This is a genomic window from Reichenbachiella sp., from assembly GCF_965233835.1.
GTDB lineage: Bacteria > Bacteroidota > Bacteroidia > Cytophagales > Cyclobacteriaceae > Reichenbachiella.
In genome coordinates this window covers 3597274-3611676 of sequence record NZ_OZ247585.1, presented here as the reverse complement: position 1 = coordinate 3611676, position 14403 = coordinate 3597274, and the positions used below count along the sequence as shown (strand labels likewise).

The following is a 14403-nucleotide window of genomic DNA, read 5'->3' as shown; positions in this document are numbered from 1 at the left end:
GTTCCAGCGAGAATGGATATAGACGAAAAAAAACTCATTAAAGACTGTATAAAAGGAGATAGGAGATCTCAAGAACAGCTTTATCAGTTGTACTCGTCTCGAATGTTTGCCATTTGTCTTAGATATACAAAAGCCCAACAGCAGGCTGAAGATGTGTTGCAGGAATCGTTTATCAAGGTTTTCAAACAAATAAAAAAATATAAGGGCGATGCCCCGCTAGTTTATTGGATCAAACGCATCGTCATTAACACTGCCTTGAATTCGCAGCGGAGTAAGTTGTACCTATACCCAATGGTGGATGTGGATGACTTGAAAGAATTGCAAGGGCAGGAGCGCGACGTTTCGGATTATACCATGCATGAATTATTGGCTATGGTAAAATCATTACCAGGCAGCAGCCAAATCATATTCAACTTGTATGCTATTGAGGGATACAAACACCATGAGATTGCTGAGATGTTGGAAATTTCAGTTGGGACGTCCAAGTCTCAATATTCCAGAGCTAAGTATTTGCTCAGAGAAAAAATGAAAGAAAATAAGAAGAGTTATGGGAAGGGCTAATTGGACATTTGAAGAGCAGTGGAGCCAAGCCTTAGACGAGGCTGAGGTTTCACCGCCGGAGCAAGTTTGGGTGGCCATCGATGGTCAGTTAGCTAATGAACAAGCTGCTGGATACAAAAAGGAGGCAGATTTTTATAAATGGATCGCTGCTGCTTGCTTGTTTCTTTTCACGATAGGAGGAGCAGTGCATTGGTATCAAGGTGCTGGTGCTTTCAATAATGAAATGGTGCAAAGTAGCTCTGGGTCTAACAATGGTGAGAATTCTGATGATTCCAGGACCTCTTTGCCGGTAGCAATAGCCGAAGACGATGAAGAAACAAAGTCTGAAACGCTTAGTGAAGTAAGCAAAAATGAAAGTCTTGGGTCATCAAAAACTGGTGAAGTTCCTATGAATCCCGATATAAAAACTGTTGCTAACAATTCCAGCTATCAGAGTATAAACGAGTTAGAACAAAAGACTATTACGCAGCGAGCAGGGCTAAGTGAAGAATGGATTGCACCAACCCCTAAATCAACCTCTTTAGCTTCAATTCTTGTCCCTTGGAAAACGGATAAACTTTATGGGGTTGCCCGTACATGGGAAGTGATACCTGATGATGATTTCTCAGGCCCTCTTTGGGCTGGTGCAAGCTTTTCCCGAGGCGCATTTGATCCGGGTTTTGGTAGCTCGCAAGATGATCTTGTATTTGCCAACCAGGAAAGTTTTGTTGCTGATGCGCTAGTCAGTCAAACTCCACAGCGAAATAGCGCAAGTTATACTTCAGGGCAATCTGTAGCCGGTGGGTTGAACCTAGGGAAAAGACTGAACAAGCGATTCGTGCTAAGTAGCGGACTACATTATAGCGCTTTTAACACGGGGTCTGCTACAAGTCAAGTCGTAGCTGATGCGAACGATAATAACTATGCCTTAACCGAGGAAACTGATGATGTTAACCTTGAGGCTGCGTTGTCTGAAGGGAATCTGAGGTATGCTGGTCAGGAGGTTCAGTTGGCTAATGAATACCAATACCTTACTGTGCCCCTCAAAGCTGGCTATATACTGTTGGATAAGAAATTCAATATTACGGTCAATACAGGTTTGTCAAGCAATTTCCTTATTGATTCAGAACTGGTGTCTAGTGGTGAGTCACAGACACTTAGTAATGATTTTAGCACCTCTGAGAGTTATAACAGCATCTATTTCAATTTTTTGACCAGTGTGGAGTTTGGTTATGTGTTTAAACAGCACTATCAATTTTTGTTGGAACCAAACTATAACCAAGCACTGACCAATTTCACAAGTTCCAATCATTCTGACAATGCCAAACCCAGAAATGTAGGAGTGACTGTGGGCTTCAGGTACAATTTCTAAACCGATCAATCATGAAAACAAACCACATACCAACGAAAAGTCTGAAGGCCATTAGCAAGCTAATTGCCTCAGGAATTTTGTATTTACTTATGCTTTCGATTTTGGGTAGTTGTGAGGATACTGCTTGCGATACTGAAATGATTACCTATTACGAACCCGTATTTGCGGCGAAATCAGAGGTGGTCAAAGATGCAGAATTTGAAGCTCCCCAGCAGATACAAAACCCGGGTAAGATTTATTATAAAGATGAATACATTTTTATCAACGAAATAGATAAAGGTATTCATGTCATTGACAATAGAGATAGGTCAAATCCAAGGGAAGTGGGCTTTGTTGTACTCCCTGGCAACAAGGATCTGGCCGCTAAAGGTGATTTTTTGTATGCTGATAACTACACTGATTTAGTGGTGCTAGATATTAGTAACAAGGCTAATATTGTCGAAGTGAATAGAATCGAGAATGTTTTCGATGCTTACTATTACTATACGGAAGATGCAGGTATGCTTATTTCCTATGCCGAAGTTCAGGAAGAAGTAGAGGTCGATTGCGGACAGAATGATTGGATGTATTATACTGATGACATGGTTTTTGCCTCCGCAGAATCGAACTTGGCCAGTAGTAGTGGAGCCGGTATTGGAGGATCACTAGCAAGATTTACCATAGCTGATAATTATCTGTATACCGTCAATGAGTATAGACTCAAACTCTTTGATATTACCACTACGGATAGCCCAATTGAGGGGAAAAGTGTAGAGTTGGGGTGGGGGATAGAAACCATTTTTCCTTATGAGGATAAGTTATTCTTTGGTGCCAGATCCGGCATGCATATATATGATAACTCAAACCCGGCTGAGCCGTCCTATATTTCTACCTATGAACATATCAATACTTGCGATCCTGTGGTGGTTCAAAATGATCTGGCTTATGTGACGCTTCGTTCTGGTACAGCGTGTGAAACTTTCACCAACCAACTGGATGTCATAGATATCTCTAATGTTAACCATCCAAAATTGGTAATTACCCATGATATGGATAATCCTCATGGGTTAGGGATCAAGGGAAACTGTCTTTTTATTGCTGAAGGAGATTATGGCCTCAAGGTTTTTAATGCCTCCGACCCATATAAGATTGGAGACAATCTAATTGCTCATCATCAAGAAGTTCATGCGTTGGACGTTATTCCACTGGAAGATGTTTTGTTTATGATAGGCAATGATGGATTGCATCAATACACCTTCAATTGCAGCAATCAATTTGATTATCTCAGTACGATAAGTTTTTAATGATTCGGTTTATTTGATTAGTAGAGGCTGGCCATTGGTCGGCCTTTTTTGGTTGAACAGCTAATGAATTTTAGTAATTCACATTTATTTGTTTAATTGGAAGTTAAACCTCTATCACATGATCGATCAAAATCATAAAAATTATTGGAACAAAAACCTGAAGTACTTGGCCGTACTTCTGAGTATTTGGTTTTTGGTCTCGTATGGATGCGGTATCCTTTTCGTGGATCAATTGAATCAAATACGAATTGGAGGATTCAAACTTGGATTTTGGTTTGCTCAGCAGGGAGCGATTTATGCCTTCATCGTAATCATATTTGTTTATGTCTACCTCATGAATAAATTAGACAAGGCTCACGGTGTGGACGAGTAGCCAAGCCAATTGGTATAGACAATCTAAATTCGAAAAACTCAATACTGCTTCTTATGAATGTACAACTTTGGACTTACCTTATCGTCGGTCTCACCTTTATCTTATATATCGGTATAGCTATTTGGTCAAGAGCAGGTTCTACCAAAGACTTTTATGTGGCAGGCGGTGACGTATCTCCGTTGGCCAATGGAATGGCTACAGCAGCAGATTGGATGTCGGCGGCCTCTTTTATCTCAATGGCTGGGTTAATCTCTTTTATGGGGTATGATGGTGCGGTATACTTACTAGGTTGGACGGGTGGATATGTTTTGTTGGCCCTGTTATTAGCTCCTTATCTCAGAAAATTCGGAAAGTTCACTGTGCCTGATTTCGTAGGGGACAGATACTATTCTCAGACGGCAAGATCTGTGGCTGTTTTCTGTGCGATTTTTGTGTCTTTTACCTATGTGGCGGGCCAGATGCGTGGTGTGGGAGTGGTGTTTTCAAGATTCTTGGAAGTCGATGTAACCACAGGTGTGATCATAGGAATGGTGATCGTGTTCTTTTATGCTGTTTTGGGCGGAATGAAAGGGATTACCTATACACAAGTAGCCCAATTCTGTGTCTTGATCTTTGCCTTTATGGTGCCTGCCATATTCATATCTATCATGATGACCGGACATGCCATACCACAATTTGGGTTTGGGAGCACGCTTAGTGATGGCACTTATTTATTAGATAAATTGGATGGTCTGCACGAAGAGCTGGGGTTTACCGCCTATACAGTAGGTGAAAAAAGTACTATTGACATGTTCTTTATTACTGCTGCTCTCATGGTAGGTACGGCAGGATTGCCCCATGTGATTGTCAGATTTTTTACAGTGCCTAAAGTTCGTGATGCTCGAGTCTCAGGGGGATATGCCCTCTTGCTAATTGCTATTCTATACACTAGCGCGCCAGCTATTGCAGCATTTGCTCGAACTAATCTGATTAACACCGTCAGCAACCAAGAGTATAAATCACTTCCCGAATGGTTTGGTAAGTGGGAAGAAACAGGCTTGATCAAGTTTGAAGACAAAAATCAAGATGGTGTTGTGCAATATGTAGGAGATGTAGAAAGAAATGAATTAACAATCGATAGGGACATTATGGTATTGGCTAATCCCGAAATTGCCAATTTACCTGATTGGGTCATTGCTTTGGTAGCCGCAGGTGGACTGGCTGCGGCACTTTCTACAGCTGCAGGATTGCTTTTGGTTATTTCGACCTCTATAGCCCATGATCTGGTGAAGAAACAAATTAACCCAAAAATATCTGACAAAGGAGAGCTGATTGTAGCTAGAGCTGCTGCTGCGGTGGCCGTAGTCGTAGCGGGGATATTCGGTATCTATCCTCCAGGGTTTGTAGCGCAGGTCGTGGCCTTTGCCTTTGGCTTAGCGGCCTCTTCTTTCTTTCCTGCCATTATCATGGGTATTTTTAGCAAACGAATCAATCGGGAAGGGGCTGTGGCTGGTATGGTAGTCGGGATGCTTTTTACAGTGTCCTATATTGTCTTTTTCAAGTTCATTAGTCCAGAGCTTAATACTCCTGACAACTGGTGGTTTGGTATTTCGCCGGAGGGAATCGGTACTTTGGGTATGGTTTTAAATTTCCTAGTTTCGGGTGTTATTTCTCATCTATCTGCTGCGCCACCTGTCGAGGTTCAAGATATGGTAGAGAATATTAGATACCCTAACTAGTGTAAAATTTGGTTTGTTTTATCTCCTTCTCACTTCTACTAAACACCTGAACCCAACATCTGTTTTGTAGGACTGCGTGTAATCTTCTTCGAAAAGTGCTTCTTCGGTATTTGGAGTGAGGTAACTGCCGCCAATGGCATATCCTTCAGCTACCAATTCCTTTACATTACCATACAAATTGTAGAAGCCTCTTTTGTTCGGTTCAAAACTGTATATGTACTGTGGGATTTCAATAGGAATTCCACCGTTTTCATATTTTAGATTAACATTATAGCTTATGAAGGAAGCCTTTAAGAGCATAGATTCGGTAGCAAATCTCTTGCTTAGGATATCTTCTTCAAGAAACTGGCTTCCTTTTTTAGTAACCTCATGAGGCGCTATTCTGATTTCATCTATGTGTGAGCCTGCCGCTTTTAGCCATTCCTCTCTTGTAGGCAGTCTACCACTAAATTTATATTTTCTTGGTTCGTCGACCAGCATCTCTTTAAGTCCAACGTTTAATTGGTCTGCCCGCCACTTGCAATAAGTTTCAGCTGTTTCGTGCGATACGGCCAGAACAGGATAAAAATAGAACTCTGAATTTTTGTAGTAATTAAGTACGTACTTATTTTCCTGTTTTGGAATATAGGCTCTGTCTTTATATTTACCTGAATCCTTGACCATGAAAAATAGAAATTCTTCAAAATGAATATTGGCCACTTCAGTTTGGTCAAGAAATTTCCCTTTGGCAATAGGTAGCGTACCAGGAGGAACAATGAAACGCTGGTTGTAGAGTTCAGTGTTTTTGTACTCAGAATCTTTCCATGGGTCATATTTTCCATTATAAAAAATAGACTTTTCCGAGTATTTGTTAGCTGCAAATATCTCCATGGATTCTCCTGAATTGTCCGGTTTGTAGTTATAAATTGGAATTCCGGTACGTTCACTACAGCAGCCGGGGGAGAAACTTACAGGATGAAGATCCTGTGCCATGGATATTACAGGAGCGAGTAGAAGAAGTAGTATTTTTTTCATAGGTGTTATCTGTTGGTCAACGAACAATCTTGGTAATACATCTGAATCCTATATCGGTTTGGTAGTCGAATTCCTTAGCGTGCTCGAATAACTCAGCATGTGAATCACCAGTTTTATAACTACCACCAATCGCATAACCTTCGCGGACAATTTCTTTAACATTACCGAACAGGTTGTAAGCACCTGTCACCCTAGGTTCAAATCCGTAAATGTAGAATGGAATTTCCTTAGTTAGTGCAAATTCAGTTCCATGATCTAAATTGACATTATATCCATAAACCGTAGGTGATTCCAGGATTTCGTCCTTTGCAAACCCTTTGGCTACCACATCATTTTTAAGAAACTCTATGGCTTTTTTATTGATCTCGTAAGTTCGATCTTCTATTTCTTTGGAACTATGACCAGCTGCTCGTTTCCATTCATGCTCTGAGGGCAACCGTCCTACGTATTTGTACCTTTTGTATTTGCTTTCTTGTTCTAGAAAAATTTGTAGGCCTTCGTTAAGATTCTGAGCACGCCAGTCACAAAAAGTTTGTGCGCTCAGGGGGTCAATACCAACTACTGGAAAAAAATAAAATTCAGGATTGTTATAGTAGTCATTCATGTATTTGTCATCCAATACTGGTAAATAAGTGTCGTGAATGGCCTGACCTGAATCTCGCTCTACAAAGTGGAGGAATTCCTGATAGTGAATGTTGGCGACTTCGGTAGCATCGATATAAGTTTTTTTAAACAGCGGTATGGTGTGAGGTGGAACGATATAGTCCTGATAGTAGAGAATATTGCTCTTGTTTTCTTTTGCCTTCCAAGGATCGTAATATCCATTGTAAAAAATCGATTGTTCCGAGTACTCATCGGCTTCATCTAAAAACAAATGATCTATTTCATAAACTCTATTGTATGTATAGACTTCTCTATCCGTAATCGAGGAAACGGGACCAGGGGAATTAGCTGTTGGGTGCTTCTTTGCTTGAGTATATCCGAATTCCGCAAAAAGAAAAAGTCCTATTGTAATTAGAACAAATTGGTAATTTATCGATTTCAATATTAAGTATTTAATTACTGCAAATCCATTCAACGGCCTCATCCATGTGCCCAAAATCAAAGCGCTTTAGTTCTGCTTCAACAAAATGATTAGCCAATCCTGGAAAGGAAGAAATTAGATTGTCCTCTGTCATAAAACCTACTTTGCTGATGACCTTGTGATGATCTTTAATGAATTTCAAATGGTGAAAAAAACTATCTAAATTGTTCCAGCCTGGAAACTTATTGGCTTTAATTATTAAACCGGATAGCTTTCCAAATTCTTCAATGTATTGATCTACTTCTTCGGTTAGATTTTCCATATCAAAAACCGAGATGGGACCTGTAACAGAAACAATTACATAGCCCTGATCTTTGTTTAGACTCAGATTAATCATAAGTAAATTTTGATGATTGCTGCGTTTAAAAATACATGAATTAATTTAAAATTCAATCAAAAAAAGTGGACCTATTCGACGAACCAATTAAGTAATCCTTTGAGGTGAAATGAATTTCTTAGGATCGTAATAAGTATTGTTCGGATAGTCCATTCGCATCGACTTTGGAGTATCTGTATTTTTCAGTCATTTTTTCAACGACCCACACTATCTTAGCGGTTGTTTAGAAATGTAGGCATGGATTATCTTGATCAAATAAAGGAAGCAACAGCTTTTATTCAGAATTGTACTGACTTCAAACCGGATTACGGAATCATTTTGGGCACCGGATTAGGGGCATTGGTCAATGACGTGAAGGTACAAACGGAAATTAACTATGAGGATATTCCTAATTTTCCTGTGTCTACCGTCGAGTCTCATTCTGGTAAATTGATTTTTGGCCTACTAGGTGATAAACACGTGGTAGTAATGAAGGGAAGGTTCCATTATTATGAAGGTTACTCAATGAAAGAGGTAACCTTCCCTGTGCGAGTAATGAAATTGTTGGGCATTAAAAAACTTGTAATTTCCAATGCTTCAGGGGCTTTGAATCCCGATTATCAAAAAAGTGATTTGATGATCATCAATGACCATATTAATTTGCAAACAGAAAATCCACTGACCGGTAAAAATTTGGATGAACTTGGGGTTCGGTTTCCTGATATGAGCGAACCTTACGATCAGCATATGATTGATACAGCGATGAGAATTGGTGAGAGGGAAAATATTAATTTGCATCAGGGCGTTTATGTGGGAGTGAATGGCCCAAATTTGGAAACCAAGGCTGAGTATCACATGTTACGAGTGATAGGAGCAGATGCTGTGGGTATGTCTACGGTTCCTGAGAATATAGTGGCTAGACAAATGGACATTCCTGTTTTTGCCGTTTCGGTACTGACAGATTTATGTTATCCTGGCCATATTCAAAAAATATCCGTAGAAGAGGTAATTGCGGCGGCAATGAAGGCAGAACCGCATTTGACTAAGTTGATAGAGAAGGTAATTGCCGAGGACAAAATATAGAAGAAATTGAAAGTTATACATAACAATTTGAGTTTGGAAGGTAGAGTGGCCATTGTGACTGGTGCTAGTAAAGGTATCGGACTGGAGATAGTAAAATTGCTTTTGAGCAAAGGTGTGAAAGTGGCAGGATGGAGTCGCACAGATAATGATATTACAGATCCGAACTATTTGTTTATTTCTGTTGATGTAAGCGATCCTGAAAGTGTTGCTCACGCCTATAATCAGACGGCTGAAATGCTGGGGGAAGAAGTTGATATTTTAGTAAATAATGCAGGAATTGGTCATTATGGAAATATGGACGAAATGCCTTTCGAGCAATGGAAACAAATGTTTGATGTCAATGTGCATGGGATTTACTTTGTTTCGAATGCAGTCATTCCCAAAATGAAAGAACTGGATCGAGGACACATTATTAATATCGGATCGATAGCTGGAAAAAATCCGGTAAAAGGCATGGTAGGGTATGCTGGAACTAAGCATGCGGTTACTGGTATTTCTCATTCCATGTTTATGGAATTGAGAGACTTTGGAATAAAAGTGACCTGTATCTATCCAGGCAGTGTCAATACCAATTTCTTCGATGATATTGATGCCGTAGAGGCCAACGAAAACATGATGAGACCTCAAGATGTTGCGAGTAGTGTGGTTCATTGTTTAGAAACACATCCTAACTATTTGCCGGTTGATTTTGAAGTAAGACCTTTACGCCCAAAACCAACAAAATAAATTGAATTCAAAACTGCATTTCCTTTGTCGATAGAAGTACAAAATCTTACAAAAAGATACGGCGAGCAGAAAGCTGTGGACGGGATTTCTTTTGAAGCTCGAAAGGGAGAAATCTTGGGTTTTCTAGGGCCAAATGGAGCGGGTAAGTCCACCACCATGAAAATTGCAACTGGTTACATCGGTGCTACAGATGGTAAAGTCTTGGTAGGGGGGATTGACGTGAGTACTAATCCTTTAGGTGCTAAACAAATTACGGGCTATTTGCCTGAACATAATCCTTTGTATTTGGATATGTACATTCATGAGTTTTTAGCCTTTTCTGCAAAAGTGAATAAGATGAAAGCTGGCGAGATTAAATCGGCAGTGAAGCGAGTTGTGGAAATGTGTGGATTGACGCTCGAACAAAACAAAAAAATAGGTCAACTGTCTAAAGGTTATCGTCAAAGAGTAGGGTTGGCGCAAGCGCTATTACATGACCCCGAAGTATTGATTTTAGATGAACCTACTACAGGACTTGATCCCAATCAAATCCTGGAGATTAGGAAGTTGATCAAAGAAGTGAGCAAAAACAAAACAGTTGTTTTTTCCTCGCACATCATGCAAGAGGTAGAAGCTCTTTGCGATAGAGTAGTGGTAATCAATAAAGGCCAATTGGTAGCAGACAAACCTATTGAAGAGTTCTCTAAAGGATTGACTAATGAGGCCACACTACGCGTGGAATTCAAATCAGAGGTAGATACGGTTTTATTGGAGTCTATTGAAGAAATCAAGGGGGTTAAAACTCTGAGAGAGGGTATCTATCAATTGCAAGTAACCAACAGCGAAGAGGCTAGAAGCGCAGTCTTTAGATTGGCTGGTGAGAAAAACTTGCCACTCGTTGGGCTACAAGAAGAGGAAAGCTCTTTCGATGAAATTTTCCATTTACTGACAAAAGAGAAATAGATGCTGGCGGTATTTGTAAAAGAAATTAATAGTTTTTTGAATAGCCTGATTGCGTATATCGTGATTGGCGTATTTCTGACATCCATAGGTTTACTGATGTGGGTGTTCCCGGAAAGTAGTATTTTGGAATATGGCTATGCCGACATGAGTACTTTGTTCAATCTGGGGCCCTATGTGTTTATGTTCTTAATACCAGCGATTACCATGCGGTTTTTCTCTGAAGAAAAACGAACAGGCACTGAAGAACTGCTCATGACCAAACCATTAACTACCCTGCAAATTATTTTAGGGAAATACCTTGCTGGATTTTCATTGGTGGTGCTTTCGGTATTACCGACACTGATTTATTTCTACTCAGTATATGCCTTGGGCAACCCTGTTGGGAATTTGGACATATCAGGCACGGTGGGTTCATATATAGGACTCATTTTGTTGGGAGGTGTATTTGTGGCCATTGGGATATTCTCCTCTGCGCTTACAGACAATCAAGTTGTGGCCTTCGTATTATCTGTCTTTTTATGTTTCGTGCTTTATTCTGGCCTCTCATCATTGGCAACTATTGATGTATGGGGTGATGTGTCACTTTGGTTACAAGAGTTAAGTCTTGTGTTTCATTATGAATCGTTGAGCCGAGGGCTGATTGACATCGCCGATATAATTTATTTTATAAGTGTGATTGCATTGATGGTATTTTTTACTCAACTCAAACTGGACGCTAAAAAATGGTAAATCATAAGCGAATGGAGAGTTTATTGAGATTGGGCATTGGTATCCTGCTCATTGTGATTTTGAATCAACTGACTGGTTTGTTTCCTGCTCGGTTGGATCTTACTGAGGAAAAAAGGTATTCTGTAACTCCTGCTACGCGAGCCTTGTTGGATGATCTTCAGGACGTGGTTTATGTGGAGGTGTTTCTCGAAGGTGAAATGCCTGCCGGATTCAAAAGATTACGCAAGGCGATAGAAGAAACTTTAAGTCAATTCGACTATTACGCTGATGGTTTAGTGAAAGTGGATTTTATAGATCCATCATCGGCACTCAACGAAAAGGCACGCAATGAATATTTTCGTTCTTTGATTGAGCGCGGTTTGCAACCCACCAACTTGTCCTACAAACGTGACGGAAACAAAACGGAGAAACTGATTTTCCCTGGGGCGATTGTGAGCTATTATGGTCAGGAGGTGCCAGTGACGCTATTGAAAGGCAGTCAGTCTGCTACAGCCGAGGAAAGATTGAATCAGTCTATTGAAGGGCTGGAATATGAATTGGCGAATGCCATTCGAATATTGGCTAACGATAGGAAAAAAACTGTAGCCTTGATCCAAGGACATGGCGAGCCAGACAGTTTGAATTTGGCGGGATTGACCAATGCGCTGCTAGAAAAGTACGATGTTTTTAATGTAGATATGAGTACTGGAGATAAAGATTTGGGTCGATACGACGCACTGATTTTTCCCAAGCCAACTACAGCATTTTCTTCAGCAGAAAAGTATCAAATCGACCAATACATTATGAAAGGTGGGAAGACGCTATTTTTTGTTGATGCGCTTCGCGTAAATATGGATAGTGCCAGTGGAGAAGGCACATTTGCCTTTCCTTATGAAACTGGACTAGACGATATGTTCTTTAAGTATGGCGCTCGGATCAATAGAGATTACGTGCAGGATATCATTTGTGGAGAGTATCCGATTGTGGCGGGCAATATGGGCGACCAGGCTCAAATCCGGATGTTGCCTTGGCCATTCTTTCCAATGGTCAACAATTTTGGCAATCACCCGATAGTGAAAAACTTGGATGCCGTGTCTATGAAATTCGTTTCTACAATTGATTCGGTAAAGGCCGACGGAATCGAGAAAATTCCTCTACTGAAAACTTCGCAGTATTCCATGGTCAATCAGGCACCAGTCAAGGTGGCATTCAATGAGCTTCGAAAAAATCTTGACCCAGAACGGTTCAATCACGGGTCTAAAAATGTAGCCTATTTACTCAAAGGAAAGTTCACCTCTATTTATAGAAATAGAATTTTACCGAAAGAAATAAATACAAGTGGGTTCAAAGAATCTGGAGAGGAAACATCCATTTTGATTTGTTCTGATGGAGATATGATTAGAAATGAGTTTAGTCTGAAAGATGGAACGCCGATGGAGTTGGGGTTAAGCCCTTATAGCCAAATGAAGTTTGCCAACAAAGAATTCGTAATGAACGCAGTAGATTATATGCTCAATGATCAGGGCCTGATAGTATCTAAGAATAAGTCGTTTGCCATTCGTCCGCTGGACAAAGTAAAGGTGGCTAATGAGAAGTTGAAATGGCAGTTGATCAATTTGGTGCTTCCCATAGTTTTGTTGATTATATATGGTGCGCTCAGAGCCTATTGGAGAAAGAAAAAATACGCCAGCTTTAAGTGATTAGGAAATGACAAAAATCAAGAAACTTAGTTTTGTTTTTGTAGGGTTGTTGGTAATCTCCTTGCTGCTCATGTGGGCTGGAAAGAAGGATCGCGCGGTGTCGATTGACAAAAGCCTTTTCGCAGTTGCAGATACCACGTCGATGACTGGTATTGTGATACAATCAGATAGTCATGAAATTTCGATCCAACGTAAGGCTAAAGATTGGCGAATCAATGATGAATACAAAGCAGATCCTCAGCTCATCTACCTGTCTCAACGTATCCTCAATGCCGTTCAAACTCAGAGGCCGGTGAGTAAGTCGAATTTTGCGTCGATCAAAGATGAGTTAGAAGAAAAAGGTAAGCTTGTTGCCGTTCTACTTTCTACAGGTGAGGAAAGGAGATTTTACGCAGGAGGGAATGCAGCCAAAACAACCGCTTATTTTGGAAATGAAGATTTATCAAATATATATACGGTAGCCATTCCAGGTTACAAAAGTTACCTGTCTGGCATATTCGAACTTTCACTCAATCAGTGGAGAGACCGTGTATTGTTTGCTTCGAGTTGGCGAACTATTCAGGAATTGACAATTGACTATTCATCACCAGAGTTGAAAGATTTGAATATTTATTTTGAAAATCAGTTTTTAGCTGTGAATGGAATTCAAGCTTTGGATACGGCTGCTTTGATCAATTATCTACAGCCGTTGGAGTTTTTTCAATTGAATGACTACCTCAGTGCAGGTGCGTTTCCAAGGTATGATAGTTTGATGGGTGTGAACCCAATAGCACAAATTACTTTGAAGGATATCAATCAGGAAAATAATCGTGAGTTGAAGGTTTACCCTAAAATTGATGGCGAGAGATTCTATCTACTAACTAACCAGGCCAAAGAAATGATGGTGGTGGACGAAGGGCGTATGCAGCGACTGTTGGTTCAATCCAATCAATTTCAAAAGGAGTAACTGTTTGAGCTAGCCGTGAGCATTTCAATCAATATCAAAAACATGGTTTGCCCGCGCTGCATTTCAGCGGTGCAGCAGATTTTTGAACAAATGAAGGTAGAGCCTGATGTGGTCTATTTGGGGGGTGTTACCCTTTCGGAGGGACTATCTAAGAAACAACAGGTTGAACTAGACCTGCTCTTAGACCAAAATGGATTTGAACGCATAGGTGATGAAAAATCGAAATTGTTGGAGAACATTAAGGCTATTGTGATTGATAATATTCATCACCAAGATCATTTTAACCTGAATGTCAAATGGTCCGATTTTTTAGCTGAGCAATTGAACCACGATTATCACTATTTAAGCACACTATTTTCTTCTGTAACAGGTATCACGCTTGAGCAATACATCATCAAGCAGAAGATAGAAAAGGTCAAAGAGCTTTTGATGTATGACCAGCTTTCAACCAAAGAAATCGCCTTCAAGTTGGGATATAGTAGTGTAGCGCACCTTTCCGCTCAATTCAAAAAAGTGACAGGAATGACTCCAACTGTCTTCAAACAATCTCGTCAGTTGAATCAGAGGAAGTCTTTAGATAGCCTTTCATAATTATATA

At 40.2% G+C, this 14403-nt stretch carries 15 protein-coding genes; 12 read left to right on the top strand and 3 right to left on the bottom strand.

Annotated elements, in window-relative coordinates; all coding sequences use genetic code 11:
* Positions 1 to 12 precede the first annotated feature (12 nt).
* The 5 genes from ACO6S2_RS15345 to ACO6S2_RS15325 all read left to right on the top strand — a co-directional run bounded on the left by ACO6S2_RS15345 (position 13) and on the right by ACO6S2_RS15325 (position 5286).
* Positions 13 to 561 carry an RNA polymerase sigma factor gene (locus ACO6S2_RS15345; RefSeq protein WP_422359438.1) on the top strand — a complete coding sequence of 183 codons (549 nt, stop codon included), beginning with the start codon at positions 13 to 15 and terminating at the stop codon, positions 559 to 561.
* A complete protein-coding gene (locus tag ACO6S2_RS15340) occupies positions 548 to 1912 on the top strand; it encodes an outer membrane beta-barrel protein (protein ID WP_422359437.1) in 1365 nt (454 codons plus the stop codon). The genes ACO6S2_RS15345 and ACO6S2_RS15340 overlap by 14 nt, the downstream gene beginning before the upstream one ends.
* Positions 1913 to 1923: 11 nt before the next feature.
* Positions 1924 to 3195 carry an LVIVD repeat-containing protein gene (locus tag ACO6S2_RS15335; protein ID WP_422359436.1) on the top strand — a complete coding sequence of 424 codons (1272 nt, stop codon included), beginning with the start codon at positions 1924 to 1926 and terminating at the stop codon, positions 3193 to 3195.
* A 118-nt stretch (positions 3196 to 3313) separates the two neighbouring features.
* Positions 3314 to 3568 carry a DUF4212 domain-containing protein gene (locus tag ACO6S2_RS15330; RefSeq protein ID WP_422359435.1) on the top strand — a complete coding sequence of 85 codons (255 nt, stop codon included), beginning with the start codon at positions 3314 to 3316 and terminating at the stop codon, positions 3566 to 3568.
* 53 nt (positions 3569 to 3621) lie between these two features.
* The gene (locus ACO6S2_RS15325) at positions 3622 to 5286 is read left to right on the top strand and encodes a sodium:solute symporter family protein (protein WP_422359434.1); all 1665 of its coding nucleotides are present in this window, start codon (positions 3622 to 3624) and stop codon (positions 5284 to 5286) included.
* A gap of 18 nt (positions 5287 to 5304) precedes the next feature.
* On the opposite strand, the gene ACO6S2_RS15320 is transcribed toward ACO6S2_RS15325, so the two are convergent.
* The 3 genes from ACO6S2_RS15320 to ACO6S2_RS15310 are packed head-to-tail and all read right to left on the bottom strand — an operon-like array spanning position 5305 to position 7721.
* Positions 5305 to 6300, bottom strand: coding sequence for an SUMF1/EgtB/PvdO family nonheme iron enzyme (locus ACO6S2_RS15320; protein ID WP_422359433.1), 996 nt, complete (start codon positions 6298 to 6300; stop codon positions 5305 to 5307).
* 16 nt (positions 6301 to 6316) lie between these two features.
* Positions 6317 to 7345: an SUMF1/EgtB/PvdO family nonheme iron enzyme gene (locus tag ACO6S2_RS15315; RefSeq protein WP_422359432.1), complete on the bottom strand. Its 1029-nt coding sequence runs from the start codon at positions 7343 to 7345 to the stop codon at positions 6317 to 6319.
* 10 nt (positions 7346 to 7355) lie between these two features.
* Positions 7356 to 7721, bottom strand: coding sequence for an STAS/SEC14 domain-containing protein (locus ACO6S2_RS15310; RefSeq protein WP_422359431.1), 366 nt, complete (start codon positions 7719 to 7721; stop codon positions 7356 to 7358).
* A gap of 237 nt (positions 7722 to 7958) precedes the next feature.
* Here ACO6S2_RS15310 and ACO6S2_RS15305 point away from each other — a divergent pair, with 237 nt between their 5' ends.
* The 7 genes from ACO6S2_RS15305 (at position 7959) to ACO6S2_RS15275 (ending at position 14396) form a co-directional block, all read left to right on the top strand.
* The gene (locus tag ACO6S2_RS15305) at positions 7959 to 8783 is read left to right on the top strand and encodes a purine-nucleoside phosphorylase (protein ID WP_422359430.1); all 825 of its coding nucleotides are present in this window, start codon (positions 7959 to 7961) and stop codon (positions 8781 to 8783) included.
* 6 nt (positions 8784 to 8789) lie between these two features.
* Complete coding sequence (locus ACO6S2_RS15300) at positions 8790 to 9509, top strand: SDR family oxidoreductase (protein ID WP_422359429.1); 720 nt, start codon at positions 8790 to 8792, stop codon at positions 9507 to 9509.
* A gap of 24 nt (positions 9510 to 9533) precedes the next feature.
* The gene (gldA, locus tag ACO6S2_RS15295; protein ID WP_422359428.1) at positions 9534 to 10451 is read left to right on the top strand and encodes a gliding motility-associated ABC transporter ATP-binding subunit GldA; all 918 of its coding nucleotides are present in this window, start codon (positions 9534 to 9536) and stop codon (positions 10449 to 10451) included.
* On the top strand, positions 10452 to 11180 hold the full coding sequence (gldF, locus tag ACO6S2_RS15290) for a gliding motility-associated ABC transporter permease subunit GldF (RefSeq protein WP_422359427.1): 729 nt from the start codon (positions 10452 to 10454) through the stop codon (positions 11178 to 11180).
* Complete coding sequence (gene gldG / locus ACO6S2_RS15285; protein ID WP_422359426.1) at positions 11174 to 12859, top strand: gliding motility-associated ABC transporter substrate-binding protein GldG; 1686 nt, start codon at positions 11174 to 11176, stop codon at positions 12857 to 12859. Before gldF ends, gldG begins: the two co-directional genes overlap by 7 nt.
* 7 nt (positions 12860 to 12866) lie before the next feature.
* Positions 12867 to 13805 carry a hypothetical protein gene (locus ACO6S2_RS15280; RefSeq protein ID WP_422359425.1) on the top strand — a complete coding sequence of 313 codons (939 nt, stop codon included), beginning with the start codon at positions 12867 to 12869 and terminating at the stop codon, positions 13803 to 13805.
* 90 nt (positions 13806 to 13895) lie between these two features.
* Positions 13896 to 14396: a helix-turn-helix domain-containing protein gene (locus ACO6S2_RS15275; protein WP_422359424.1), complete on the top strand. Its 501-nt coding sequence runs from the start codon at positions 13896 to 13898 to the stop codon at positions 14394 to 14396.
* Positions 14397 to 14403: the final 7 nt, after the last annotated feature.

Coding starts and splice junctions, on each gene's coding strand:
- ACO6S2_RS15345 (WP_422359438.1), top strand. CDS start 13: ATGGATATAGACGAAAAAAAACTCATTAAAGACTGTATAAAAGGAGAT.
- ACO6S2_RS15340 (WP_422359437.1), top strand. CDS start 548: ATGGGAAGGGCTAATTGGACATTTGAAGAGCAGTGGAGCCAAGCCTTA.
- ACO6S2_RS15335 (WP_422359436.1), top strand. CDS start 1,924: ATGAAAACAAACCACATACCAACGAAAAGTCTGAAGGCCATTAGCAAG.
- ACO6S2_RS15330 (WP_422359435.1), top strand. CDS start 3,314: ATGATCGATCAAAATCATAAAAATTATTGGAACAAAAACCTGAAGTAC.
- ACO6S2_RS15325 (WP_422359434.1), top strand. CDS start 3,622: ATGAATGTACAACTTTGGACTTACCTTATCGTCGGTCTCACCTTTATC.
- ACO6S2_RS15320 (WP_422359433.1), bottom strand. CDS start 6,300: ATGAAAAAAATACTACTTCTTCTACTCGCTCCTGTAATATCCATGGCA.
- ACO6S2_RS15310 (WP_422359431.1), bottom strand. CDS start 7,721: ATGATTAATCTGAGTCTAAACAAAGATCAGGGCTATGTAATTGTTTCT.
- ACO6S2_RS15305 (WP_422359430.1), top strand. CDS start 7,959: ATGGATTATCTTGATCAAATAAAGGAAGCAACAGCTTTTATTCAGAAT.
- gldF (WP_422359427.1), top strand. CDS start 10,452: ATGCTGGCGGTATTTGTAAAAGAAATTAATAGTTTTTTGAATAGCCTG.
- gldG (WP_422359426.1), top strand. CDS start 11,174: ATGGTAAATCATAAGCGAATGGAGAGTTTATTGAGATTGGGCATTGGT.
- ACO6S2_RS15280 (WP_422359425.1), top strand. CDS start 12,867: ATGACAAAAATCAAGAAACTTAGTTTTGTTTTTGTAGGGTTGTTGGTA.
- ACO6S2_RS15275 (WP_422359424.1), top strand. CDS start 13,896: ATGAAGGTAGAGCCTGATGTGGTCTATTTGGGGGGTGTTACCCTTTCG.